Genomic DNA, 23,597 nt, shown 5'->3' on the forward strand with positions numbered 1-23,597 from the left:
GGAACTGCCGGGCGCCCCTTTTCCATTCTGGCTTATATAAGCCTCTGCTGATATCTTGGCGGCAGCCGAGCAGAGGAGGGCACCGATGGTCGACGTGACCAGCCAGATCGACTCCGTCCAGCGCAAACTGGGCAAGCGCGTGATCGAAGCGGGCGAGGCGGTGACGGCGACCGTCAGCCAGGTCTACGACACCGGCCTCGACGACCTTTGGGACGCCTGCACCAATCCCGAACGCATCCCGCGCTGGTTCCTGCCCGTCAGCGGCGAGCTGCGCGTCGGCGGCAAGTACCAGCTCGAAGGCAACGCGGGTGGGACGGTCGAACGCTGCGACCCGCCCAAGAGCTTCGCCGCGACCTGGGAGTACGGCGGCGACGTCAGCTGGATCGAACTCCGGCTGAGCCCCGAAGCCGACGGCCGCACCCGCTTCGAACTCGACCACACCGCCGTCCCCAACGAGCACTGGAACCAGTTCGGGCCCGGCGCGGTGGGCATCGGCTGGGACATGATGCTGAACGGGCTCGCGCTCCACCTCGCGTCCGGCGAAGCCGCCGATCCCGAGGCGGCCATGGCCTGGATGACCAGCGAGGAAGGCGTGCGGTTCATGACGCTGAGCAACGAGGCCTGGTACGAGGCCGACGTCGCCAACGGGACGGACCCCGCCACCGCCCGCACGCGCGCCGACGCCACCTTGGCCGCTTACACCGCGCCGCCGGAGAGCTGAAGATCTTCGGCGAGTTCCGGGGCGCGAAGCAGGTCGATGAGCTCGTCGTCCGCGCGGAACACGACGCGGGCGCCCGGCATCCGCGCCTGGCGAAGCATCGCGTGGAGGACGTCGGCGTGCGGCTGGTCGAGCAGGGTCCAGACCATCGCGCGCCGTTTCGCCTCGTCCCCCAGTTCGCGCGCGGTCCACCAGGCGAGGACGAGCGCGCTCACCTGGTTGACCGCGGTTTCCCGCCCCCGCGCCAATTGCGCGCGGTTCAGCCCGCAGACCTTGATGGTCTGTTCGCCCTTTTCGGTCAGGGCGCGGTAGGTCCCGATCGACAGCACCAGGAACAGGTGCTCCAGCGGATCTTCGGCGGTCGGATCGACGAGCAGGCTGTTGCCGTCCTCGTCCACCGGGAACAGGTCGCGTTTGTGGTGGCTGTTGCAGTATTCGCAGGCGAGCACGTGATTGAGCCAGTCGAAGACGCGTCCCGGATTCCTCGCGATCGGCTCGAAATGGTCCACAGTGGACCCGAGGCCGTCGCCGCAGTACATGCAGTAGCCGCGGCCGGCGGCCATGACGTCCAGCCCGGCCCGCAAGGAACGCCGCACGGCACGGGAAACCCGCCACAGTCGCCGGGCTTCTTTCGTGTCACCGGAAGGGATCCGCGCCGTCAGCTCTTCGAGATCGGCCACCACCTGCCCCGGCAGCGCGATCCGGCGGATCCCGATCACCGATCGTCGGCCTCGAACCGCCTGGCCACCTCGTCGACCCGGCTCGGCGGTGAACTGCTCAGCATGCCGCGCAGGCGTTCCCATTCCCGGACGCCGTTCGCGTCCGCCCGGCCGGAAGCCACCTGGAATTCGAGCTCGGCGAGATGCTCCCGCAGTTCGACCGCCTGCGGCGAATAGGGCGTGTCCAAGCCGAAAAGGTCGGACAGCACCGCGTCGTCCCCGGAGCCGAACACGACCCGCTCGTACAGCTCCTCGGAGACCACACGCGGCGGAACCTCTTCGTCGGGCCCGGAAAGCCGGATGAGCCCGCCCGGGTCGGCGGCCTGGCAGACGTAGGGGCTGTGCGTGGTGACGATGAACTGGATGCGCGGGAAATGCGCCTTGAACCACGGCCCCATGCGTTTCTGCCACGACACGTGGAGATGCGCGTCCACCTCGTCGATGATCACGACGCCGGGACTCTCGTGATCGAGGCCGGCGCCGTGGAGCTGCTTGAGCAGATCGACCACGAGCGCGGTCACCGTGCGGTAGCCGTCGCTCATCTCGCGCAGCGGGAACCGGTCGCCCCGGTACTCGACCCAGAGCCCGTCCGAATCGACGTCCCGGATCCGGTAACCGCCCGGCAGGAGACCGTCCCCGAGGATCTCCAACGCCTTGTCCTTCAGCTCGCGTGCGCCCGCTTTTCCTTCCAGCGCACGGAGATGCTGATTGATCAGCCACGTGACCCCCTCGGCGAGCGAGGCGTCTTCGTGGAACAGGCTGGCCATCCGCGCCAGCGAACCCGCGCCGCGCATCCACGACTCGGCCTCGCCACTGCCGCCCGCGAGCCGCCGGAACGGCCCATACGCCGCGCAGAACGGCTGGCCGGGAGGAAGTCCGGAGATCGGCAGGAGACCGGAGTCGAGCCAGCGGACCTCGACCGGCGCCGGGCCCTCCTCGCGCATCACCGAAAGCTCGATCGACCCGGACGTCTGGTCCGTCGAGATCCAGCTGCCGGCGTCCGACAACAGGCCCCACGCGACGTCCGGCGCCGCCGCGACCGCGATGGCGCGCAACAACGACGTCTTGCCCGAGCCGTTGCGCCCGGCGAGGACCACCCAGCCGGGGCCGGGCAGCCGGAGGTCGACGGCGCGGGCGCCGCTGAAGCCGCGGATGTTCTCCAGCCGGACCCGCTCGATGTACATGGAGGAAGCTTACGACGGCGTGGACGTCACCTGGGCCCCCGAAAGTGGGTCGCCATCACGAAATCCATCACAGCGAGCGCCTTGCCGACGTCCAGATCCGAAACGACCTTCGAGCGGTCCCAGTCCTTGATGCCTCGCTCATGCTCGGGCACGATCCGCAGCCGGACATGCCCGCGGACGTCGATGTTCCCGAGCGGTGAGGCGTAAAGGGCGAATTCGCGGTCGTCCTGCGTACGGAACGTGACCCCAGGGCTGTCGCCGAACGTGATCAGCTGGTGGTCTTTGTAGGTCTTGTTCGGGTCAGCGTGCCATTCCCCCGGAGCGCCGCCGTTCGCGGTGGCCCCGGCCTCGATCTGCAACCGGTGTTTCGGCTCGACGAAGTAGCACGATCCCGGCGTGGCGATCGGCGCGAAGTCCGGGCCGAACGCCATCCGGACCGCGTCACGGAACACCGCGCATTCGACGTTCGGATCTGCGGCGCCTGCGGCGATGACCGCCTCGGCCCCGGTCGGCACTTCGACCTCGACCGCCGGATCGCAGGTCTCACCCTCTTCAGTGGAGACCCAATCGGCGCAGGCCCCGACCCGGGCACTGTCTTGACCGTCCGGCGGGTAGACGAGGTCGCGGGGCAGTTTCGCGGCGCCCGCAGTGGCGAAGTCGCGGAGGAGGCCGCAGTCCTTGCCTCGACTGGCCCTACCGATCTCGAACGTGATCGCGCGCTCGAAGCTCACCGGCACCGTGATCTCGCAACCATCGAGACCACCCATGCGCCGGGTTTCGGTCTGATAGCCCTTCACCCCGCCCAAGTCGATGACGGCGCCGTCGACCCGGTGGAGTACGAGGTGACTCGGGTCCATATCGCGGACCGAGATGAGGTCGTAGCCCCCGCGGAACAGCGAGCACTGCTTCCTGCCGTGCTTGACCTCCGCTTTCCTCTCGACCGGCCGGGTAACGTCTCCCCTTCTGCGGTCGTAGACGGCGAGGTCGATCAACTCGCAGAAGTCGAGCTTCTCGAGCACCGCACCGACAGCTGCTTCGTCACGATCCGCAGGGCGTGGTTGCTTCGGCTGCCATTTCGGAAACTGTGGTGGCGGCGGGGGCGTATCCACGGATTCCGCACAAGCCGTCAGCAGGGCGAGGAGTACTGCGCCGAGAATCACTCTTCGAAACTTCATTACGCAGAGTATGCGAATTCGGCGCGTCTCCTACCAGGTAGAACCCAGTTTCCTGGCGATCATTCACACGATCGGTTTTCACGGATAGTCACTGAGTTGTCCTCGGCTATTCAGCAGGGAACGTGGCTTTATGCAGTCGGGCTCACCGGCCCGGGAACCCTGGTAATCTTCCCGGCGTCGGATTACGCAGGGTGCATCGGGGAGACGCGCCTTGTAGCCACGGGAGGGGCACATGACGACGGTGACTTCGGGGCGGCTTCGGCCATTCAGCGGGGAACGGTTCGGCGCCGCGGGGGTGCATGGCCGTGCCTGAGGGGACACCTGTCTATCAACCTGGCTTCGACCCGGGCTCTGTCTGCAAGGCCCCGCCCACCGGGGGCTCCTACGGGACGCCTGTCGCTGAAGGCGCGGGGTTCAAGTACGACGAGGCGACGCTGCATGAGCTGGTCAAAGAGTGGTCCGCCCTCGCGCAGGAGTACAAAGACGACCTCGATGCAGCTGGCAAGATTGCGCGTGCCCAGCCGCCAGGACTCGAGTACGCCAGCGGCAATAACGCTGACGTCACCCAGCACTCCGGCGGTGCGCTCACAGCAGCTCTAACGCAGCGCGTCAACTACTGTCAGAACATGGCCACGAAGTACCGGGTCGCCCTCGGCAAGTACGCCACTGCGGAAGATCACGCCACCTCAGTCATCAACCAGCAGCCGAAGGGCATCGCCTGATGCGACGCACCATCCTTGTTTTTATCGCAGCAACCCTCGCCCTCGCCGCGTGCTCCACTCCCACCACCAATGGGACCCCCACCCCCACTGGCGGCGGATCGAACTCGAACCCGCCGAAGTCCACCAATCCGGCTCCTGAGGTGCCGAAGGTGGAAAAACCGATCGATCTGGCGCAGATCAAGCAGACGCCCTGCAAAGCTTTGACCGAGGCACAAGCCGCAGAGCTCCTCGGTCCTACCACTGAGACTGCCTCACAGCCAGATGGCCCGGCTGGCCCTGCCTGCAGGTGGTCCGTCCCCTCCACCACCCGGCCACGAGTCAACGTGATTTTCAGCAAGGCTCCGGATGGAGGGACGGCAAGTGTTTATCAAGCTAAGGGTGGCGCTTACGAGCTGGTTGAACCGCTAGAGACGATCGGCGGCTATCCACTGACCGCTTACGGCACAAAAGACGAACGCCCCTCAGGCAAGTGCTCCGTAGCTTTAGGGACCAGCGATAACGAGACCGTCGACATCGTCCTGGAGCAGTCCGAAGCCAACATCGGCAAGAAAGACCCCTGCGACGCTGCCCGCGAAGCCGCGATCAGGGTCCTGACCACCATCCGAGGGAGCAACTGATGGTCGCCGAAGGACCGCTCACCGCGACCCAGATCTACGAACAGATCACCAAGGGCGAGGGCACTGGCTCGCTCTCCGACGCCCAGCGTGCAGCCCATGAGTTGACCCGGCGGCACCACGACCGGGCGCAGCGGCTCGCCGCCCTCACCCAGAAGACCCTGGCGGGTTGGCAGGGCGGGGCCAGCATGGCCGCGGTCGACGCGACGATGCCGGTCGTCGAGGCGGCGGCGGACGACGTGACGCACTTGACGCGGGCCCAGACCGCCATCAGCTCCCAGATGGACGCGTTCGGCACGGCCAAGAACTCGGTCAAACCGGTGCCGCCCGAGCAGCCCGCGCCGACGGCCGAGGATGTCAAGGCCGTCATGGGTGGAGGCCTGGTCGGCTACTGGAGCAGGGTTCAGGGGTACCAGGCCGACAGCCAGCACAACATCGACACCTTCGCGTCCTACCACTCCGCCAGTACCGCCAACGGCGACGAGCTGCCTGCCCAGTACGCGCAGCTCAACGACCCGGGCGGCAGCGTCACCTTGGACGAGGGCGGCGCCGGGAAGCCCGCGGTGAGGGGATTCGGCGACGGCGCCGACGGGCGCGAGCACGGCACTGGCGAGCCCTACCGAGGGCCGAGCGGACCCAGTGGCCCCAGCGGTCCCGGCACTCCAAGTGGACCCAGCGGGCCGAGCGCCCCAGCGCCCGATAGCGGCCCTCAGCCCGGCCAAGGGCCTCAGCCTGGCCAGTACCCGGGCCAGCATCAGCCCGGCGCGCAGCAGCCGGACGACGGGACCCGCGCGAATTCGTACACGCCGCCCCAGACCACGCCGGTCGTACCGCCGGCGGCGAACCTCGACTTCGGGCCGACCGGCAAGCCGAGCCCCACATACAACACGCCCGGCGCTTTCCCGCCCGGGTACGGACCCGGGACGAGCGGGCCCGGCGTCTACGGCCCCGGCGCGACAGGCAGGCCCGGCGGGACTGGGCAGCAGCCTGGCATGGGTGGCCGTAGCGGCGCCGGGATGCCCGGCGAGGGCGTGGCCGGCCGCGGCACGGCGGGGGCGGCAGGCGCCGCCGGTCGTGGTGGGGCGAACGGCATGCCGATGGGAGCGGGCGCTGGGCGCGGCGGGAAGGGCGAGGAGGACAAGGAGAAGAAGGCTCCGGCGTACCTCCAGAACCCGGATCCCGACGAGACCTTCGGCGGCTACATCGAAAAGCCGACCCCGCCGGTGATCGGCGAGAAGAAGAAGTAGCACCACAGTCCCAGGGGAGGGAGGCACGTGGTGCTCGCGCGCCCGGTCGAAATCACGCTCGACACACTGTTGACCGCGTTCCGTCACGCCGGATGCGGAGATCCGCATCTGATCTTCGCGGGCGGGCTGCGGTACATCCCGCCGTCGTCGCGAAACGGCGAAGACCGGGCGGCGTTCGAGGAGCTCGGCGGGCTCGGGTTCACCGAGGGCAAGCGGCTGACCAGCGACTTCGAGGACGTCCTGCACATACTCGACCGGCCGAACACCGAGTACTACGCGACGGTCCGCACGGAGACGGAGCAGTACAGCGTGCTCGTCGCCGTGCGCGGGCGCGCCGCGGTGACGGCGATCTGCGAAGGAAACCGGGTGTGGCTGAAAGGCGTGCGGACCTCCGACCGCGCGGCCGCGCTCGTGATGAACCTGCCCGAGTACCCGCCCGCGCGATTCTCCCCGTTCTCCTTGCCCCAGGACGATTTCAACGGCGACGGCGGCAACGACCTCTACGACGAACCCGCGTCGCGAAGCCGGGAGGCTCGGCAACTGGACGAGGTGTTCGAGCAGCCCTATTTCGGTGTCGGGTTCTTCGCCGCGGCCATGCGTCCTGACGGGGGAAGACGCACGGAGGCCACGGACGACCTGACCTATCTCGACCTCGACGCCGGCCGGGTGGCCATGCACGTGAGCGGTTCTCCCCGGAACCGGTACATCACCGTCCTCCCCGGCGAACCCACGTTACTGGCGCAAAAGCTCGCCGCGCTGCGGGCGAGCCTCGACCACTGACTCGATCAGGCGCACCGACCGGGCGGGATCCAGCGCGACAGCGTCCACAGTGGACTGGACATAGGGTGCGACATCGCAGCGCCGGTGCAGGAACAGCCCGGTCCCCCGGTGTTTCAAGTAGACCAACGGCCGCGCGGGACCGAATTCCAGCAGAACGTAGTCGCCGCCGGGATACGCTCCGGCGGCGAAGGGGATGACCCGGAGTTCGACGGTAGGCCGTTCGGCCAGCTCGATGAGATGCTGGAGCTGATTCGTCATCACTCTCGGCCCGCCGACCTGGCGGCGCAGCACCGCTTCGTCGAGGTAAGCGGCAAGTCTCTTCTGGCCCAGCACCGCGACGGAAGAGTTCGTAGCCCTCGCGTAGGCAGGCGTTCGGAGCGGCTCGGGAACCAGCGTGGTCCCGAAAGCGACGATCTTGGTGGCCTCCTTTCCATACTGTGCAAGCGTTTCCCGCTGGACGGCCAAGTCGGCGAACCACCAGGGGCCGCTGTCGCGGGCCAACGCGAGCAAAGCCTCCCGACGCTCCCCCGTGACTTGATAGACGGCGAGCAGCGCCGAAACTTCCTCGGCGGACGCCGCACGCAGGCCGGTTTCGATCCGGCTGATCGTCGACTGGGACCACGCCAGCTTGTCGGCCACTTCGGTCGCGGCCAGCCTGGCGGCCTTCCGGGCGACACGAAGTGCTTCGGCGAGCGCTCTCGCCTGGGGTGCGGGCTTCGACTTCGGCATCGCGAGCACCTTGCCCGGTGCGCCACGGCAAGTCATTCCCCGAGGCGGGCGACCTCGCGAACAGCCCCCGAAATAGCGGTGAAGTCCTTCTTCAGCAGGGCTCCGTGGTTGCTTTCGACCTTCGCGCTCACCTTGATGTTCAGGTTGCGGGCGGTCACCGCGTCGAGCCCGGCGCGGATCTGTTCCTGCTCGTTCCCCTTGCTGCCGAACGAGGTTCCCGACGCGACCACGTACCGGGCCGGGACCTTGATGTCGTCGAGCACCGGTCCCAGCTCCGACTCGCGCGAGAGCTTGCCGAGTTCGATGTTGCTCTCCGCCTGCTGGGCAGCACTCATCCGCGGCGTCAGACCGGTCGGGCGCAGCAGCGGCATGACCAGGTTCAGTCGCTTGAACAGCTTGCGGATTCGTTGTTCCATGGCGTCGTCCAGCCAGTCGTAGGGAAACGCGCCGTCGACGAGCACCGCGCCGATGGTCCGCTCCGGGTTCCGGGCGGCCCAGTGCGCGGCTACGACCGCGCCGTAGGACCAGCCCACCACGACGGCCCGCTCCACTCCGCGGGCCGCAAGGACGGCGTCGACGTCGCGGACTGCGGCCTCGAAGGAGTAGTCGGCCGAACGCCGCGATTTGCCGCGGGCGCGCTCGTCGTAGGTGATGTGGCGGAAGTCCGTGCCCAGGTCGGCGAGGATCCGGCGCCAGTAGCCCTGGGTCGCGAACTGGCCGTTGAGATAAACGATGGGGATGCCGGGGCCGCCGGTGTCCGTGACGGCCAGCGCGGTGTCTTCGACGGGGAGCATTCCGGTCCAGGAAGAGGAAGTCATGAAGGAACTATCGAGGTCCGGCCTGACACCGCTCTGACGTCGCCCTGACACGAAAAAGCCCCCTCACGACAGCGAGGGGGCCTTCCGCGAACCGGGACTACTTGAGGGCGAACCCGCCGGAGCCCGCCCAGTCGAGGGCGAAAGCCGGGAGCAACCCCAGCACCAGCGTGACGATGACGCCGAGCGTGATCGCCGTGGTGGTGAACGCGCCGGGCACGGTGACGGTCGGGCCGTCGGGCGCCGGCTCGGAGAAGTACATCAGCACGATCACCCGCAGGTAGAAGAACGCGGCGACGGCGCTGAAGATCAGGGCGACGACGACCAGCGGCGCCATCCCGTCGGACAGGGCCGCCGAGAACACCACGAACTTGCCGACGAAGCCACTGGTCAGCGGGATACCGGCCAACGCCAGCAGCAGGAAGGTGAACACACCCGCCAGTACCGGAGACCGCTTCGCCAGGCCTGCCCAGGCGGACAGGTGCGTCGCCTCGCCGTTCGCGTCCCGCACCAGCGAGACGACACCGAACGCGGCGAGCGTGGTGAAGCCGTAAGCCAGCAGGTAGAACAGCGTGCTCGACAGGCCTTCCTCGGTCATCGCGATGGCACCGACGAGCAGGAAGCCGGCGTGCGCGATGGACGAGTAGGCGATCATGCGTTTCACGTCGGTCTGCGTCAGGCCCAGCACCGCGCCGATCAGCATCGAGATGATCGCGACGGCCCAGAGCACGCCGCGCCATTCCCAGCTGGTCGACTCGAACGCCACCTGGAACACCCGCAGGATCCCGCCGAACGCGGCGACCTTGGTGCAGGCACCCATGAACGCGGTGACCGGCGTCGGCGCGCCCTGGTAGACGTCCGGGGTCCAGGTGTGGAACGGACCGACCGAACCCTTGAACAGCAGGCCGACCGCGAGCAGCCCGAGCCCGGCGAACAGCAGCGTGTCCGACCGGTCCGAACCGGCGGCGGCGTTGGCGATGTCCGACAGCTTCACGGAGTTCGCGTAGCCGTAGAGCAGCGCGAGCCCGTAGAGGAAGAACGCCGACGAGAACGCGCCGAGCAGGAAGTACTTGACCGCCGACTCCTGCGAGAGCAGGCGACGACGACGGGCCAGACCGCACATGAGGTACAGCGGCAGGCTCAGCACTTCGAGCGCGATGAACATGGTGAGCAGGTCGTTGGCCGCGACGAACGCCATCATGCCGCCGAGCGCGAACAGCGTCAGCGGGAAGACCTCGGTCTGCATGCCGGTGGTGCCGACCTGCGCGCGGTCCTGGACCGTGCCGGGACGGATACCGGCCTGCGCGACGAACGCGCCACCCGGCTCGACCGAGCGGTCGGCGATCAGCAGCAGCGCACCCAGCGCGAGCGCCAGCAGCGTGCCCCACAGGAACAGCGACGGCCGATCGACGGCGATGGCGCCGCTGAAGGTCGTGACGCCGCCCTTCGGCGCGGAAGTGCTGGCGTACCAGGCGAGGAAGACGCCCGCCGCCCCGATCCCGACCAGGGACAGGAAGACCTGCGACGGCCACCGCATGTGCTTGGGCAAGAAGGCTTCGAGCAGCACGCTGACACACGCGGCCCCGAGGATGATCAGGATCGGCGTGACGGCGAAGTAGTCGATCGACGGCACCTGCACCGGTGGCGCCTGAGTCAAGAAGAGCACGGTTTACTTGCCTCCCTGCACGGACGACAGAGTCGCCTGCACCGACGGGGTGATCGTGTCGAGCACCGGCTTGGGATAGAACCCGAGCGCGATGATCAGCACGACCATCGGCGCCAGGATCGCGATCTCCCGGCCGCCGAGGTCCTTGATGGCTTTGGTGGCACCGAGTTCCGGAGCCATGGCCGTGCCAGGGCCGCCACCGGCGCCGATCAGGGCGTCACCGCGGACGGGGCCCTGCATGACGCGCTGGTAGAGCCAGAGCACGTAAGCCGCGGCCAGCACCATGCCGACCGTCGCGATGATCGTGTACACCGGGTAGTCCACAAAGGACCCCAGCAGCACCAGGAACTCACTGATGAAGGAGTTCGTGCCGGGCAGGGACAAAGTGGACAGACCGGCGATGAGCAGCATGCCGCCGAGGAGCGGGGTCACCTTCGCCATGCCGCCGTAGTCGGAGATCCTGGTGGATCCGCCGCGCATCACGATCAGGCCGACGACCACGATCAGCATGCCGGTGGCGAGGCTGTGGTTCAGCATGTACGACACCGAGCCGACCATCGCCTGCTCGTTGAAGGTGAAGATGCCCAGTGCGATGAAGCCGAAGTGGGCGATCGACACGTACGCGATGAAGCGCTTCATGTCGCGTTGCCCGGCCGCGAGGATCGATCCATAAAGGACACCGGCGACGGCGAGCACCAGCACCCATGGCGCGAGTTCCTTGCTGGCGTCGGGGAACATCGGGAGGCAGTAGCGCAGGAACCCGAACGTGCCGACCTTGTCCAGCACGCCGACCAGCAGGACCGCGACGCCGATCGGCGCCTGGCCCGCGGCGTCCGGCAGCCAGGTGTGGAACGGCACCAGCGGGGCCTTGATCGCGAACGCGAGGAAGAACCCGAGGAACAGCCAGATCTGCGTGCCCAGCGGGGCGTCGCGGACGACCGTGACGAGGGTTTCCCAGTCGAAGCTGCCCTTGCCGAGTTTGTCCGACGCCAGCGAGTACGCCCCGATCGCCGAGGCCAGCATGATCAGGCCGCCGAGGAACGAGTACAGGAAGAACTTGACCGCCGCGTACTGCCGGTTCGCGCCGCCGTAGCCGCCGATCAGGAAGTACATCGGGATCAGCATGATCTCGAACAGCACGTAGAACAGGAAGACGTCGGTCGCGGCGAACACCGCGATGGTCAGCGCCTCCTGCACCAGGATCAGCGACAGGAACCCGCCCGCCGAGCGCCCGGCCGGGAGCTTGTCGGTCAGGCCCAGCGCGCCAACCACGATCGGCACCAGCAGGCCGATGACCGCGATCATCACCAGCGCGATGCCGTCGATGCCGAACGAGATGTGGATGCCGAAGTTCGGGATCCAGTCCATCGAGGACTTCTGCTGGATGCGGTCCCCCGAAGGCGCGTAGCTCGCCCACATCGGGATCACCAGCAGGAACGTCAGGAGCGACACCACGAGCGCGGTGAGCGTCGCCAGCCTGTCGTTCTTCTTCATCCCCGCGACGACCGCGGCGCCGACCAGCGGCAGCAGGATGGTTGCGAGTACCCAGGTCATCAGGAGAACCTCACCAGCAGGAGTGCCGCCAGAAGCAGGAATGTGCCGCCCAGCATGGACAGTGCGTACGAGCGGACGAAGCCGGTCTGCAGGCGGCGCAGGCGCCCGGATCCGCCGCCGAGCGCGGCGGCGATGCCGTTGACCGCGCCGTCGACGCCGCGGTTGTCCACGTAGACCAGCGCCCTGGCGAGCCAGGTGCCCGGGCGGGCGACCAGCGTCTCGTTCAGGGTGTTGCCGTAGAGGTCGTTGCGCGCGGCCTTGACCACGGCCGAGACCCGCTCGGGGCGTTCCACCGGAACGTCCTTACGGCCGACGAAGAGCCACGCCGCCGCCGCGCCGAGCACCGACAGCGCCACGGTGAGGATCGGGACCAGCGCGTGCGGGATGACACTGTGGCCACCCTCCTCGAGTGGGCCGACCACCGGCGAAAGCCATTCGGCGAACCGGTCTCCGAGGGCGAAGAAAGCACCGGCGCCGACCGAGCCGATCGCCAGGATGATCATCGGCCACTTCATCACCGCGGGCGATTCGTGCGGGTGGAAGTCGCGGCCGTCGCTGCTCTTGATCTCCTTCCAGCGTTCCTTGCCGAAGAAGGTCATCACCATCAGGCGGGTCATGTAGAACGCGGTGAGCCCGGCGCCGAGCAGTGCCGCGCCGCCCATCACCCAGCCGCGCCAGCCGCCCTGCGACAGCGCCGCTTCGATGATCGCGTCCTTGGTGAAGAAGCCCGAGAGCGGCGGGATGCCGATCAGCGCCAGGTAGCCGAGGGCGAAGGTCCAGAAGGTGACCGGCAGATGCTTGCGCAGCCCGCCGAACTTCCGCATGTCGACCTCGTCGTTCATGGCGTGCATGACCGAACCGGCCCCGAGGAACAGCCCTGCCTTGAAGAAACCGTGCGCGACCAGGTGCATGATGCCGAGCGCGTAGGCGATCGGCCCGAGGCCGACGGCGAGCATCATGTACCCGATCTGGCTGACCGTGGAGTACGCCAGGACCTTCTTGATGTCGTCGTAGGCGCAACCGATGATGCACCCGATCAGCAGCGTGACCGTGCCGACGAGGGTGACGATCAGGCGGCCGTCCGCGGTGGCGTTGAAGATCTCGTGCGCGCGGGCGACCAGATAGACGCCGGCGGTGACCATCGTCGCCGCGTGGATGAGGGCCGAGACCGGGGTCGGGCCCTCCATCGCGTCGGGAAGCCAGGCCTGCAGCGGGAACTGGCCGGACTTACCGCAGGCGCCCAGCAGCAGGAGGATCGCGATCGCGGTGACCGCACCGGTCGGGATCTGGCCGACGGCGCCGAAGACCTCGGCGTACCCGGTGCTCCCGACGTACTTGAACATCAGGAAGATCGCCAGCGCGAGCCCGACGTCACCGACGCGGTTCATCAGGAACGCCTTCTTCGCCGCGGTGGCCGCGGACGGGCGGTCCTGGTACCAGCCGATGAGCAGGTACGACGCGAGACCCACGCCCTCCCAGCCGAGGTACAGCGTCACGAAGCTGTTGCCCAGCACCAGGATCAGCATCGAGGCGACGAACAGGTTGAGGTACGCGAAGAACCTCGACCGATCGCGGTCCTCGGACATGTAGCCGATCGAGTAGAAGTGGATCAGCATGCCGACGCCGGTGATCAGCAGCACGAACGTCAGCGACAGCGCGTCGATCCGCAGCCCGAAGTCGACCTGCAGCGCCGAAACCGGGATCCACGAGAACAGCTTGACGTCCGCGGTGGCCTTCGTGTCGGCCGTGAAGAACAGGATCAGGCCGTACACAAAGGACAGTGAGACGGTCGCGCTGCCGAGGAGGTGTCCCCAGGGACGGGCGCGTTTACCGGCCAGCAGAAGAATCAGGGCGCCGAGGGCGGGAAAGGCCACCAGCAGCCACGATGATGCGGTCACTCTCGGTGCTCCCTAGTACTTCAGCAGGTTGGTGTCGTCGACCGAGGCCGAGCGCCGGGTGCGGAAGATCGCCATGATGATCGCGAGCCCCACCACGACCTCGGCGGCGGCGACGACCATCACGAAGAACGCCATCACCTGGCCGTCCAGCGACCCGTTGATCCGGGCGAACGTGACCAGGGACAGGTTCGCCGCGTTCAGCATCAGCTCGATGCACATGAACACGACGATCGCGTTGCGGCGCACCAGCACCCCGACCGCGCCGATGGCGAACAGCAGCGCGGACAGGAGCAGGTAGTACGTCGGGGTCATTCCTTCTCCCCTTCAGACTTGCCGACCAGAGCGTGAGCGTCGGGGCCTTCGTCGGTCCCGGCGACCTGCTTCCGCTCGGTTTCCAGCTGTGCGGCCGAAGTCGACTCGATGATCTCCGAGAGCGACTCCCTGGCGATCGAGCCGTCGGGCAGCAGCGCCGGGGTGGCGACCGAGTTGGCCGTGGCGAACACACCCGGGCCGGGCAGCGGCGAAGGCCGGTCGTGCTTGCCGGTGAACCGGTCGACGACGAGTTCCTTCTGGTTCTTCTTGCCGCCCTTGGCGTGCCGGTCGGTGAACGCGAGCACCATCGCGCCGAGCGCGGCGGTGATCAGCAGCGCCGAGGTGAGCTCGAACGGGAACAGGTACTTGGTGAAGATCAGCCGTCCCAGCCCGCCGGGGCCGCCGCCGTCGAGGTTCGCCGGGTCACGCGGCAGCGCCGGGGTGACGTTGGCCAGCGCGCGGGCGAGACCCGCGGCGAGCAGGCCGCCGACGCCGATGCCGAGCAGGGTCGCCATGACCCGCTGCCCGCGCAGCACTTCGACGACCGAGTCGGAACTCTCCCGGCCGACCAGCATCAGCACGAACAGGAACAGCATCATGATCGCGCCGGTGTAGACGATGATCTGCGTGAAGCCGAGGAACGGCGCCTGCTGGATCATGTACAGCGCGCCGAGGCACAGCATCGTGAGGACCAGCCACAGCGCCGAGTGCACGGCGTTGCGGGAGAAGATCATGCCGAGCCCGCCGAGCAGCGCGAGCGGGCCGAGCACCCAGAACGCGATGGTCTCGCCGGTGGTGATCCCGGCCGAAACGTCCGTCTGCGCGAGGAAAGCCGTGATCACTTGACGGCCTCCGCTTCGGTGGCCCCGGTGGGCTTGCGCGCGAGTTCGGGGCCGTTGACGTAGTAGTCCTGCTCGTTGTCGCCCAGCCGCATCGGGTGCGGCGGCTGCTCCATACCGGGCAACAGCGGCGCGAGAAGGTCTTCCTTGGTGTAGATCAACCGCTGCCGGTCGTCGTCGGCCAGCTCGTAGAAGTTGATCATCGTCAGGGACCGGGTCGGGCAGGCCTCGACGCACAACCCGCAGCCGATGCAGCGCAGGTAGTTGATCTGGTAGTCGGCGCCGTACCGCTCACCGGGCGAGTACCGCGCCTCTTCGGTGTTGTCGCCGCCTTCGACGAAGATCGCGTCCGCCGGGCAGGCCCACGCGCACAGCTCGCAGCCGACGCATTTCTCCAGCCCGTCCGGATGCCGGTTGAGCTGATGCCTGCCGTGATACCGCGGAGCCGCGGGGGCACCCGCCTCCGGGTACTCCTCGGTGGCGACCTTCTTGAACATCATGCCGAAGGTGACACCGAAACCCTTGATGGGATCAAACATCCCCATCGCCGGCCTCCCTTCCACTGGAAACCGCCGCGGGCTTGCGCTTGGCAGCCCGGGCTTCGGCCTTCGCGAGGGCCTTCTGACGCGGGGTCTTCTCCGGGACCTGCAGGTCGAGCGGCGGCACGGGGAATCCGCCACCGGTCACCGGGACGTAGTCGTCGTCCGGGACCTTCTTGTCCGGCAGCAGCAGGCTCAGGATGACGACGACGAGGATGAGCGCGCCGCCGCCGATGAGGATCTGCGGGGTCGACAGGCCACCCGAGTTCTTGATCGCGCGGACCGTGACGATCACGACGATCCAGACCAGGTTGACCGGCACCAGGACCTTCCAGCCCAGCCGCATGAACTGGTCGTACCGCAGCCGCGGCAGCGTGCCACGCAGCCAGATGAAGCCGAACAGCAGGATGAACAGCTTCGCGGCGAACCAGATCAGCGGGAGCCAGCCCTGGTTCAGCGCGTGGTCCGCGCCGACGAAGGGGAACTTCCAGCCGCCGAGGAACAACGTGGTCGCGAACGCCGAGACGATCACCATGTTGACGTACTCGGCGAGGAAGAACATCGCGAACTTCATCGAGCTGTACTCGGTGTGGAAACCGCCGACCAGCTCGGATTCGGCCTCGGGGAGGTCGAACGGCGCGCGGTTGGTCTCACCGACCATGGAGATCAGGTAGATCACGAAACTCGGCAGCAGCAGGTAGAAGTACCAGCCGCTCTGCTGCGACTCGACGATCGCCGACGTCGACATCGAACCCGCGTAGAGGATGACGCCGACGATGGAGAGACCCATCGCGATCTCGTAGGAGATCACCTGAGCCGCGCTGCGCAGACCGCCGAGCAGCGGGTACGGCGAGCCGGACGACCAGCCGGCCAGCACCAGGCCGTACACACCGATCGAGGAGCAGGCCAGGATCACCAGCACACCGACCGGCAGGTCGACCAGCTGGAGCACGGTCCGCTCACCGAAGATCGAGACGACCGGGCCGAACGGGATCGCCGCCAGCGCGATCAGCGCCGGCACCGCGGAGATCACCGGCGCGAGGAAGTACACCTTGCGGTCGGCGGTGTCCGGGATGATCTGTTCCTTGAACGGCAGCTTGATCGCGTCCGCGAGGGACTGCAGGTAGCCGCCGGGCCCGACCCGGTTGGGGCCGGGACGGTTCTGCATCCGGCCGACGGCCTTGCGCTCCCAGACGATCAGGAAGATCGTCAGGATCGGGCCGATCAGCAGGATGACGACCGTCTTGAGCAGGACCAGCCACAACGGGTCGTCCGCCAGCAGCGCCGCCCGCTCGGCGGCGTCCGGCATCTGGCTGAGCAACGGAGTCACTTCTCACCTCCGGTGAGGGTGACGGCCGAACCGTGACCCGCGCTCAGGGAAGCGCGGACGGCCGAGCCGTCGGAGTTGCCCGGGAGCCATACGACGCCGTCCGGCAGGTCGGCGACCTCGATCGGCAACGTGATGGAACCGCGTTCGGTGGAGACCTTGACGCTGCCGCCCAGGCCTTCGGCGGTCTTCGCCGAGAGCTTGGCGACGACCTCGCGCTGCGTGCCCTTGAGGTGCGGCTCGCCGTCCTGCAGCGAACCGTTGTCGATCAGCTGGCGCCAGGTGGCGAGGAGGACCTGGCCGTTCTTGGGCTCGGCGCGTGCAATGAAAGGTCCTTTACTGGCAAATTCTGCAAGGAAGGAGCCTTTCCTAGCAGGCAGCTTGGCCAGATCGGCGGCGGAAGCGGCCGGGGTCTGGGTGAACAGGTCCGCGTCCATCTCGACGGCGAGGGTGTCGAGCACCCGGCAGTCCGGCAGGGCGCCGGTGCCTTCGAGGGTGACGGCGAACTCGCGGCGGCGGCCTTCCCAGTTCAGGTAGCTGCCCGCCTTCTCGACCGCCGGGGCGATCGGGAGGACGACGTCCGCGTGCTCGGTGATCCCGCTGTGCCGCAGTTCCAGGCTCACCACGAACTTCGCGTTCTCGAGCGCGCGACGGGCCAGATCCGGATCCGGCAGGTCGTCCGGGTCGACGCCGCCGATCAGCAGGCCGTCGATGTCCTGACCCGAAGCGGCCTTGAGGATGGCGGTGGTGTCACGGCCCTCCGTGGCGGAAAGCGTGACGCCCCAAGCCTTTTCGACCTCGGCGCGAGCCTCGGCGTCGGCGACCGAGCGGCCACCGGGCAGCAACGTCGGCGCCGCGCCCGCCGCCAGGGCACCGCGTTCACCCGCACGACGCGGGATCCACGCGAGCCGGGCACCGGTGCGCTCCACCAGCCGGTGCAGGGCCGAGAAGAGACCCGGGACCTCGGCGGCACGTTCGCCGACGAGGATCACGGCTCCTTCCGAAGCCAGTGCCTGGTCGACGTCCTGCGCGTGCTGCGCGATGCCGTCGATCGCGGCGGCCTCGGCACCCGGCGCGCAGGCCAGCAGTTCGCCGAAGGTCTTGCGGACCGACGAGGTGGTCCACTGTCCCAAGTGGACGACGCGCGTGCGGTTCTTGCGGGCCGCCTTGCGCAGCCGCAGGAACACGATCGGCGCTTCGTCCTCCGGCTCGAACGCGACGCACAGCACCGTGCGCGCCCGCTCGATCTCGCCGAAGGTGACTCCGCTTTCCGGCGTCGTGCCGACCACGTGCGACGCGAGGAAGCCCAGCTCCTCGGCCGAATGCGGGCGGGCGCGGAAGTCGATGTCGTTGGTGCCCAAGGCGATCCGCGCGAACTTCGAGTACGCGTAGGCGTCCTCGACGGTCAACCTGCCACCGGTCAGCACCGCGGCGCCCTTGCCGTCGCGTGCCTTGGCCAGCCCTTCGGCGGCCGCGCGCAGCGCGTCGGTCCAGGAAGCCTCTTCGAGCACGCCGTCGGCGTTGCGGACCAGCGGACGGCGGATGCGGTCGTCCGCGGTCGAGTAACGGAACGCGAAGCGGCCCTTGTCGCAGAGCCACTCTTCGTTGACCTCGGGGTCGTCGCCCGCGAGCTTCCGCATGACCTTGCCGCGGCGGAAGTCGGTCCGCTCGGCGCAGCCGGACGAGCAGTGCTCGCACACGCTCGGCGAGGACACCAGGTCGAACGGCCGCGAACGGAACCGGTACGCGGCCGACGTCAGCGCGCCGACCGGGCAGATCTGGATGACGTTGCCGGAGAAGTACGACTGGAACGGCTGGCCGCCCGCCGAAGTAAGTTCTCCCGCTGAGGCGGCATCAGACACAGACGTGCGGGAAGCCAGGGTAAGCACATCCGCGGTCGCCGATGTGCCGATCTGCTGGTGGGCGCCGCGTTCGAGGAGCTCGATGAACGGGTCGCCGGCGATCTCGCGGGAGAACCGGGTGCAGCGCTGGCAGAGCACGCAGCGCTCCCGGTCCAGCAGCACCTGCGAGGAGATCGGCAGCGGCTTCGCGAACGTCCGCTTCGTGTCGACGAAGCGGGAGTCCGCGCGGCCGTGCGCGAGCGCCTGGTTCTGCAGCGGGCATTCGCCGCCCTTGTCGCAGATCGGGCAGTCCAGCGGGTGGTTGATGAGCAGCAGCTCCATCACACCCTGCTGGGCCTTGTCCGCGACGGCCGAGGTCAGCTGGGTCTTCACGACCATGCCGTCGGCGACCGTCATGGTGCACGAGGCCTGCGGCTTCGGCATCGGGCGGCCGCCCATTTCGACCTCGACCAGGCACTGGCGGCAGGCGCCCGCCGGGTCGAGCAGCGGGTGGTCGCAGAAGCGCGGGATGACCGTGCCGAGCCGCTCGGCGGTGCGGATCAGCAGCTCGCCCTTGGGCGCGATGACCTCTTCACCGTCGATGACCAGCTTGACGTGGCCCTCGGGGACCGGAGTGTCCTCTGTGGACGTCCCGGGCTTGTCGGGTGCGATCGTCATGCCTGCGCCCCCACCAATTCGCGCTTGTTTGCTTGACACAAAGCCAGGAATTCATCCCGGAAGTACTTGATACCGCTCTGGATCGGCGAGACCGCGCCGTCGCCGAGCGCGCAGAACGAGCGGCCGAGGATGTTGTCGCAGACGTCGAGCAGGGTGTCGATGTCCTCCTCGGTGCCCTTGCCCTCGACCATGCGCTCCAGGATCTGCGCCAGCCAGTACGTGCCCTCACGGCACGGCGTGCACTTGCCGCAGGACTCGTGCTCGTAGAACTGCGTCCACTTCATCACGGCCCACGGCACGGAAACGGTCTCGTTGAAGACCTGCACGGCCGTCGTGCCCAGCATCGACCCGGCTTCCGCCGCGCCTTCGAAGTCCAGGGGAACATCGAGGTGCTCGGCGGTGAACATCGGCGTGGACGAACCACCCGGCGTCCAGAACTTCAGCGGGATGCCGTCCTTCATGCCGCCCGCCATGTCCAGCAGCTCGCGCAGCGTGGTGCCGAGCGGGCATTCGTACTGGCCGGGCTTCTCGACGTGGCCGGAGATCGAGTAGATCTTCGGGCCGGGCGACTTCTCGCGGCCCATCTCGCGGAACCAGCTCGAACCGCCGTTGACGATGTACGGCGCGCTGGCGATGGTCTCGACGTTGTTCACCGTGGTCGGCGCGGCGTAGAGGCCCGCGGCGGCCGGGAACGGCGGCTTGAGCCTCGGCTGGCCGCGACGGCCTTCGAGCGAGTCCAGCAGCGCCGTCTCCTCGCCGCAGATGTACGCCCCGGCGCCCGCGTGCACGGTGATGTCGAGGTCGAATCCGGAGTCGAGGATGTTCTTGCCGAGGTAGCCCGCTTCGTACGCCTCGCGCACGGCCGCGTTGAGGCGGCGGATGCAGTGCAGAGCCTCGCCGCGGACGTAGATGAAGCAGTGGTGCGAACGCATCGCGTACGAGGCGATGATGCAGCCCTCGATCAGCGAGTGCGGGTCCGCCATCATCAGCGGGATGTCCTTGCAAGTGCCCGGCTCGCCCTCGTCGGCGTTGATGACGAGGTAGTGCGGCTTGTCCTCGTTCGGCGGCATGAAGGACCACTTGATGCCGGCGGGGAAGCCCGCGCCGCCACGGCCGCGGAGGCCGGAGTCCTTGACCAGCTGGACGATCTGCTCGGGAGTGGCCTTGAGCGCCTTGCGGATCGCGGTGTAGCCCTCGAGGGCTTCGTAGGACTGGATCGTCCAGGAGTTGGGCGAAAGCCAGCGCTTCGTGAGGACCGGAGTGATGGGATCGGCCATTACTTCTTCTCCACTTCCGGAAGCGGAACGTCCTTCATCGCGGGAGCCGTCCAGCCGCGGTCCTGCGCGACCTGCGCGCCCCGCAGCGTTTCGACGGCCTGCGAAGGACCGTCGACGTCCGTGCGGTACTGCTGCGCGTCCTCCGGGAAGAACCCGGCGAGCTGCAGTTCGGCGCCCTTGAAGTTCGTCAGCGGCGCGCCGCGCGTCGGGGCAGGCTTCTTGCCCGCCTGCAACGCGTCGACCAGCGCGACGGCCTTGTCCTCGGTCTGGTTGTCGAAGTACTCGTAGTTGACCTGGATGACCGGGGCGAGGTCACAGGCCGCGAGACATTCGGCGTGCTCCAGCGTGATCGAGCCGGGCTCGTTCGGCGTGCCCGCGGTCTCGTTGTGCCCCAACGGCTTCTCGTCGGAACCGAGATGCGTCTGGAGCTTCTTGTAGATCGCGTCGCCGCCCATGGCCGCGCAAAGGGTGTTGGTGCAGACGCTCACCAGGTGCTCGCCGCACGGGCGGCGCTTGTACATGGTGTAGAACGTCGCGACCGCGCTGACCTCGGCGTCGGAGAGGTCCAGGTTCTGCGCGCAGAAGGCGATGCCCTCCTGGCTCACGTAACCCTGCACCGACTGCACCAGGTGCAGCATCGGCAGCAGCGCCGACCGCGACTGCGGGTACCGCGCGATCAGGTTCTGGGCCTTGGCGTACGTGTCGGCGTCGAAGATGTCTTCGAGCTTCGCGTTCTCCAGGATCCCTTCCGCCTCGGCGGGATCCGGCGCGATCGCGATCACGTCGACGTCGCCACCGGCGGCGATGTGGGTCTGCTCGGCCAGGCTGGTGCCGGGCTCGGGCGTGGGTGTCGTTTCGGGCTGGGTGCTCAACGGTCCACTCCCCCCATGACGGGGTCGATCGAGGCGATGGCGGCGATCACGTCCGCCACGAGGCCGCCTTCGGCCATCGCGGGCATCGACTGCAGGTTCACGAAGCTCGGTTCGCGCACGTGGACCCGCAGCGGCCTGGTGCCGCCGTCGGAGACCAGGTGCACGCCGAGTTCGCCGCGCGGCGACTCCACGGAGGTGTAGGTCTGGCCCGGCGGGACCTTGAAGCCCTCGGTGACCAGCTTGAAGTGATGGATCAGCGATTCCATCGACTGGCCCATGATCTTGCGGACGTGCTCGAGCGAGTTGCCCATGCCGTCGCTGCCGATCGACAGCTGCGCCGGCCAGGCGACCTTCTTGTCCTCGACCATGACCGGACCCGGCTCGAGCTTCTTGAGGCACTGCTTGATGATCCGCAGGCTCTGGTGCATCTCCTCGACACGCAGCAGGTAGCGCGCCCAGCAGTCCGCCTCGGTGGAGGTCGGGATGTCGAACTCGAACTCCTCGTAGCGGGAGTACGGCTCGGTCTTGCGCATGTCCCACGGGAGACCCGCGCTGCGCAGCACCGGGCCGGTGACACCGAGCGCGAGGCACGCGTCGACCGGCAGGTACCCGACGCCCTTGAGCCGGTTGCGCCAGATCGGCTGACCGGTGAAGAGCTTGTCGTACAAGGGAAGCCGCTCGTCCATCGTCTTGACGAACGCGCTGACCACCTCGTGGTAGTCGGCGGGCATGTCCTGCGCGAGACCGCCGGGGCGGATGAACGCGTGGTTCATCCGGAGACCGGTGAGGTGCTCCAGCAGGTGCAAGACCTCTTCGCGCTCACGGAAACCGAGCGTCATCGCCGTGGTGGCACCGAGTTCCATCCCGCCGGTGGCGATGTAGACCAGGTGCGAACCGATGCGGTTGATCTCCAGCAGCATCACGCGCAGCAACTCGGCGCGGCGCGGGGCCTGGATGCCGAGCAGCTTCTCGACGCCGAGGCAGTACGCCATCTCGGTCGAGAGCGGGGCGAGGTAGTCCATGCGCGTCACGAAGGTGACGCCCTGGGTCCACGTGCGGTACTCGCAGTTCTTCTCGATCCCGGTGTGCAGGTAGCCGATGACCGAGCGGAGCTGGGTGACGGTCTCGCCCTCCATCTCCAGCACGAGCCGGAGCACGCCGTGCGTCGACGGGTGCTGCGGGCCCATGTTGATGACCATGCGCTCGTCGTGGCGGGAGTCCTCGATGAGGTCTTCCCAGTCACCGCCGGAAACGGTGTAGACGCGGCCTTCGGTCGTGTCGCGGGAGTCGGCTTCGGGAACTTCCGCCTCTTGGAATTCGGTGCTCACGAGTACGACCTCCGCTGGTCCGGCGGCGGGATCTCCGCGCCCTTGTATTCGACCGGGATCCCGCCGAGCGGGTAGTCCTTGCGCTGGGGGTGACCGTCCCAGTCGTCCGGCATGAGGATGCGGGTCAGCGCCGGGTGCCCGTCGTAGACGATGCCGAACATGTCCCAGGTCTCCCGCTCCTGCCAGTCGGCCGTCGGGTAGACCCCGACCAGCGACGGGACGTGCGGGTCTTCGATGTCGAGGGTGACCTCGAGCCGGATACGGCGCCGGTAGGTCATCGACGTGAAGTGGTAGACCGAGTGCAGCCGCTGCGGGACGTCGACGCCGTAGTCCACACCGGACACCGAGCTGAGCAGTTCGAAGCGGAGACCGGCGTCGTCGCGCAGGACCTTGGCGATCTCGACGAGGTGCTCGCGGGAGACGTAGAAGGTGATCTCGCCGCGGTCGACCGTCGTCTGCTGGATCGCGTTCGCCGGGATCTTGTTGTCCGCCAAGGCCGCGTAGAACTCGTCGGCGAACTCGTCGAACCAGCCGCCGTACGGGCGCTCCGCCGGGGGCGGGCTGTACGCGGGGAGGCGGACGCCGCCGTAACCGGAGGTGTCACCGGTGCCGCGGACACCGAACATGCCCTGGCGCTCTTTACCGGTGACGACCGGCTCGGCCGGGCGGGTTCCCTGCGGCTCGAGACCGCCTTCGGGCCGGTCGGCGCTGGACTGCTCGCCGCCGGTCTCCGGGGTTTCGGGGGAGTTTTCTTCGGGCACGT

22 protein-coding genes are annotated in these 23,597 nt (G+C 68.0%); 5 read left to right on the forward strand and 17 right to left on the reverse strand.

The window, feature by feature from the left end:
• Positions 1–85: 85 nt before the first annotated feature.
• A complete protein-coding gene (locus tag AJAP_RS36450; RefSeq protein ID WP_038520036.1) occupies positions 86–721 on the forward strand; it encodes an SRPBCC family protein in 636 nt (211 codons plus the stop codon).
• On the opposite strand, the gene AJAP_RS36455 is transcribed toward AJAP_RS36450, so the two are convergent.
• From AJAP_RS36455 to AJAP_RS36465, 3 genes are read right to left on the reverse strand one after another with little or no spacing between them, the layout of a single operon-like run.
• The gene (locus AJAP_RS36455; RefSeq protein WP_038520038.1) at positions 697–1,437 is read right to left on the reverse strand and encodes an HNH endonuclease; all 741 of its coding nucleotides are present in this window, start codon (positions 1,435–1,437) and stop codon (positions 697–699) included. The genes AJAP_RS36450 and AJAP_RS36455 overlap by 25 nt on opposite strands.
• The gene (locus AJAP_RS36460) at positions 1,434–2,621 is read right to left on the reverse strand and encodes an AAA family ATPase (RefSeq protein ID WP_038520041.1); all 1,188 of its coding nucleotides are present in this window, start codon (positions 2,619–2,621) and stop codon (positions 1,434–1,436) included. The genes AJAP_RS36455 and AJAP_RS36460 overlap by 4 nt, the downstream gene beginning before the upstream one ends.
• 26 nt (positions 2,622–2,647) lie before the next feature.
• Positions 2,648–3,640, reverse strand: a complete 993-nt coding sequence (locus AJAP_RS36465) for a hypothetical protein (protein ID WP_228694751.1) — start codon at positions 3,638–3,640, stop codon at positions 2,648–2,650.
• 455 nt (positions 3,641–4,095) lie between these two features.
• On the opposite strand from AJAP_RS36465, the gene AJAP_RS36470 reads away from it, so the two are divergent.
• From AJAP_RS36470 to AJAP_RS36480, 4 genes are read left to right on the forward strand one after another with little or no spacing between them, the layout of a single operon-like run.
• The gene (locus AJAP_RS36470) at positions 4,096–4,518 is read left to right on the forward strand and encodes a hypothetical protein (RefSeq protein ID WP_038520044.1); all 423 of its coding nucleotides are present in this window, start codon (positions 4,096–4,098) and stop codon (positions 4,516–4,518) included.
• Positions 4,518–5,135: a DUF3558 domain-containing protein gene (locus tag AJAP_RS43295; protein WP_084098444.1), complete on the forward strand. Its 618-nt coding sequence runs from the start codon at positions 4,518–4,520 to the stop codon at positions 5,133–5,135. Before AJAP_RS36470 ends, AJAP_RS43295 begins: the two co-directional genes overlap by 1 nt.
• Positions 5,135–6,379 carry a PPE domain-containing protein gene (locus tag AJAP_RS36475; RefSeq protein WP_038520046.1) on the forward strand — a complete coding sequence of 415 codons (1,245 nt, stop codon included), beginning with the start codon at positions 5,135–5,137 and terminating at the stop codon, positions 6,377–6,379. Before AJAP_RS43295 ends, AJAP_RS36475 begins: the two co-directional genes overlap by 1 nt.
• Before the next feature lie 27 nt (positions 6,380–6,406).
• Positions 6,407–7,159, forward strand: coding sequence for an ESX secretion-associated protein EspG (locus AJAP_RS36480; protein WP_038520048.1), 753 nt, complete (start codon positions 6,407–6,409; stop codon positions 7,157–7,159).
• Here AJAP_RS36480 and AJAP_RS36485 read toward each other — a convergent pair.
• The 14 genes from AJAP_RS36485 to AJAP_RS36550 form a co-directional block, all read right to left on the reverse strand.
• Positions 7,112–7,888 carry a helix-turn-helix domain-containing protein gene (locus tag AJAP_RS36485; protein ID WP_038524546.1) on the reverse strand — a complete coding sequence of 259 codons (777 nt, stop codon included), beginning with the start codon at positions 7,886–7,888 and terminating at the stop codon, positions 7,112–7,114. The two genes, AJAP_RS36480 and AJAP_RS36485, sit on opposite strands and share 48 nt — an antisense overlap.
• 32 nt (positions 7,889–7,920) lie before the next feature.
• Positions 7,921–8,706: an alpha/beta fold hydrolase gene (locus AJAP_RS36490; protein WP_038520051.1), complete on the reverse strand. Its 786-nt coding sequence runs from the start codon at positions 8,704–8,706 to the stop codon at positions 7,921–7,923.
• Positions 8,707–8,803: 97 nt separating this feature from the next.
• A complete protein-coding gene (gene nuoN / locus AJAP_RS36495; RefSeq protein ID WP_038520052.1) occupies positions 8,804–10,369 on the reverse strand; it encodes an NADH-quinone oxidoreductase subunit NuoN in 1,566 nt (521 codons plus the stop codon).
• 3 nt (positions 10,370–10,372) lie between these two features.
• Positions 10,373–11,923, reverse strand: a complete 1,551-nt coding sequence (locus AJAP_RS36500) for an NADH-quinone oxidoreductase subunit M (protein WP_038520055.1) — start codon at positions 11,921–11,923, stop codon at positions 10,373–10,375.
• A complete protein-coding gene (gene nuoL, locus AJAP_RS36505; RefSeq protein ID WP_038520058.1) occupies positions 11,923–13,821 on the reverse strand; it encodes an NADH-quinone oxidoreductase subunit L in 1,899 nt (632 codons plus the stop codon). Before nuoL ends, AJAP_RS36500 begins: the two co-directional genes overlap by 1 nt.
• 12 nt (positions 13,822–13,833) lie before the next feature.
• The gene (gene nuoK, locus AJAP_RS36510; protein ID WP_005151882.1) at positions 13,834–14,133 is read right to left on the reverse strand and encodes an NADH-quinone oxidoreductase subunit NuoK; all 300 of its coding nucleotides are present in this window, start codon (positions 14,131–14,133) and stop codon (positions 13,834–13,836) included.
• Positions 14,130–14,975 carry an NADH-quinone oxidoreductase subunit J gene (locus AJAP_RS36515; protein WP_016330968.1) on the reverse strand — a complete coding sequence of 282 codons (846 nt, stop codon included), beginning with the start codon at positions 14,973–14,975 and terminating at the stop codon, positions 14,130–14,132. Before AJAP_RS36515 ends, nuoK begins: the two co-directional genes overlap by 4 nt.
• Entirely contained in the window at positions 14,972–15,517 is a 546-nt protein-coding gene (gene nuoI, locus AJAP_RS36520; protein WP_038520061.1) for an NADH-quinone oxidoreductase subunit NuoI, read from the reverse strand. Before nuoI ends, AJAP_RS36515 begins: the two co-directional genes overlap by 4 nt.
• Positions 15,504–16,841 carry an NADH-quinone oxidoreductase subunit NuoH gene (nuoH, locus tag AJAP_RS36525; protein WP_038520064.1) on the reverse strand — a complete coding sequence of 446 codons (1,338 nt, stop codon included), beginning with the start codon at positions 16,839–16,841 and terminating at the stop codon, positions 15,504–15,506. Before nuoH ends, nuoI begins: the two co-directional genes overlap by 14 nt.
• On the reverse strand, positions 16,838–19,357 hold the full coding sequence (locus AJAP_RS36530; RefSeq protein WP_038520066.1) for an NADH-quinone oxidoreductase subunit G: 2,520 nt from the start codon (positions 19,355–19,357) through the stop codon (positions 16,838–16,840). Before AJAP_RS36530 ends, nuoH begins: the two co-directional genes overlap by 4 nt.
• A complete protein-coding gene (gene nuoF / locus AJAP_RS36535; protein ID WP_016330964.1) occupies positions 19,354–20,634 on the reverse strand; it encodes an NADH-quinone oxidoreductase subunit NuoF in 1,281 nt (426 codons plus the stop codon). The genes AJAP_RS36530 and nuoF overlap by 4 nt, the downstream gene beginning before the upstream one ends.
• Positions 20,634–21,506 carry an NADH-quinone oxidoreductase subunit NuoE gene (nuoE, locus tag AJAP_RS36540; RefSeq protein ID WP_038520068.1) on the reverse strand — a complete coding sequence of 291 codons (873 nt, stop codon included), beginning with the start codon at positions 21,504–21,506 and terminating at the stop codon, positions 20,634–20,636. Before nuoE ends, nuoF begins: the two co-directional genes overlap by 1 nt.
• Positions 21,503–22,834, reverse strand: coding sequence for an NADH-quinone oxidoreductase subunit D (locus AJAP_RS36545; protein WP_037332934.1), 1,332 nt, complete (start codon positions 22,832–22,834; stop codon positions 21,503–21,505). The genes nuoE and AJAP_RS36545 overlap by 4 nt, the downstream gene beginning before the upstream one ends.
• Positions 22,831–23,595 (reverse strand): NADH-quinone oxidoreductase subunit C, encoded by a 765-nt coding sequence (locus tag AJAP_RS36550; RefSeq protein WP_038524549.1) that lies wholly within the window; start codon positions 23,593–23,595, stop codon positions 22,831–22,833. Before AJAP_RS36550 ends, AJAP_RS36545 begins: the two co-directional genes overlap by 4 nt.
• Positions 23,596–23,597: the final 2 nt, after the last annotated feature.

The organism is Amycolatopsis japonica (assembly GCF_000732925.1).
GTDB lineage: Bacteria > Actinomycetota > Actinomycetes > Mycobacteriales > Pseudonocardiaceae > Amycolatopsis > Amycolatopsis japonica.

What these genes read in the sequence shown, in the direction of transcription:
- AJAP_RS36485 (WP_038524546.1), bottom strand. Translation starts at nt 7,888, where the DNA reads ATGCCGAAGTCGAAGCCCGCACCCCAGGCGAGAGCGCTCGCCGAAGCA.
- nuoI (WP_038520061.1), bottom strand. Translation starts at nt 15,517, where the DNA reads ATGGGGATGTTTGATCCCATCAAGGGTTTCGGTGTCACCTTCGGCATG.
- AJAP_RS36470 (WP_038520044.1), top strand. Translation starts at nt 4,096, where the DNA reads ATGGCCGTGCCTGAGGGGACACCTGTCTATCAACCTGGCTTCGACCCG.
- AJAP_RS36450 (WP_038520036.1), top strand. Translation starts at nt 86, where the DNA reads ATGGTCGACGTGACCAGCCAGATCGACTCCGTCCAGCGCAAACTGGGC.
- nuoF (WP_016330964.1), bottom strand. Translation starts at nt 20,634, where the DNA reads ATGGCCGATCCCATCACTCCGGTCCTCACGAAGCGCTGGCTTTCGCCC.
- AJAP_RS36475 (WP_038520046.1), top strand. Translation starts at nt 5,135, where the DNA reads ATGGTCGCCGAAGGACCGCTCACCGCGACCCAGATCTACGAACAGATC.
- AJAP_RS36530 (WP_038520066.1), bottom strand. Translation starts at nt 19,357, where the DNA reads ATGACGATCGCACCCGACAAGCCCGGGACGTCCACAGAGGACACTCCG.
- AJAP_RS36460 (WP_038520041.1), bottom strand. Translation starts at nt 2,621, where the DNA reads ATGTACATCGAGCGGGTCCGGCTGGAGAACATCCGCGGCTTCAGCGGC.
- nuoK (WP_005151882.1), bottom strand. Translation starts at nt 14,133, where the DNA reads ATGACCCCGACGTACTACCTGCTCCTGTCCGCGCTGCTGTTCGCCATC.
- AJAP_RS36490 (WP_038520051.1), bottom strand. Translation starts at nt 8,706, where the DNA reads ATGACTTCCTCTTCCTGGACCGGAATGCTCCCCGTCGAAGACACCGCG.
- AJAP_RS36500 (WP_038520055.1), bottom strand. Translation starts at nt 11,923, where the DNA reads ATGACCTGGGTACTCGCAACCATCCTGCTGCCGCTGGTCGGCGCCGCG.
- AJAP_RS43295 (WP_084098444.1), top strand. Translation starts at nt 4,518, where the DNA reads ATGCGACGCACCATCCTTGTTTTTATCGCAGCAACCCTCGCCCTCGCC.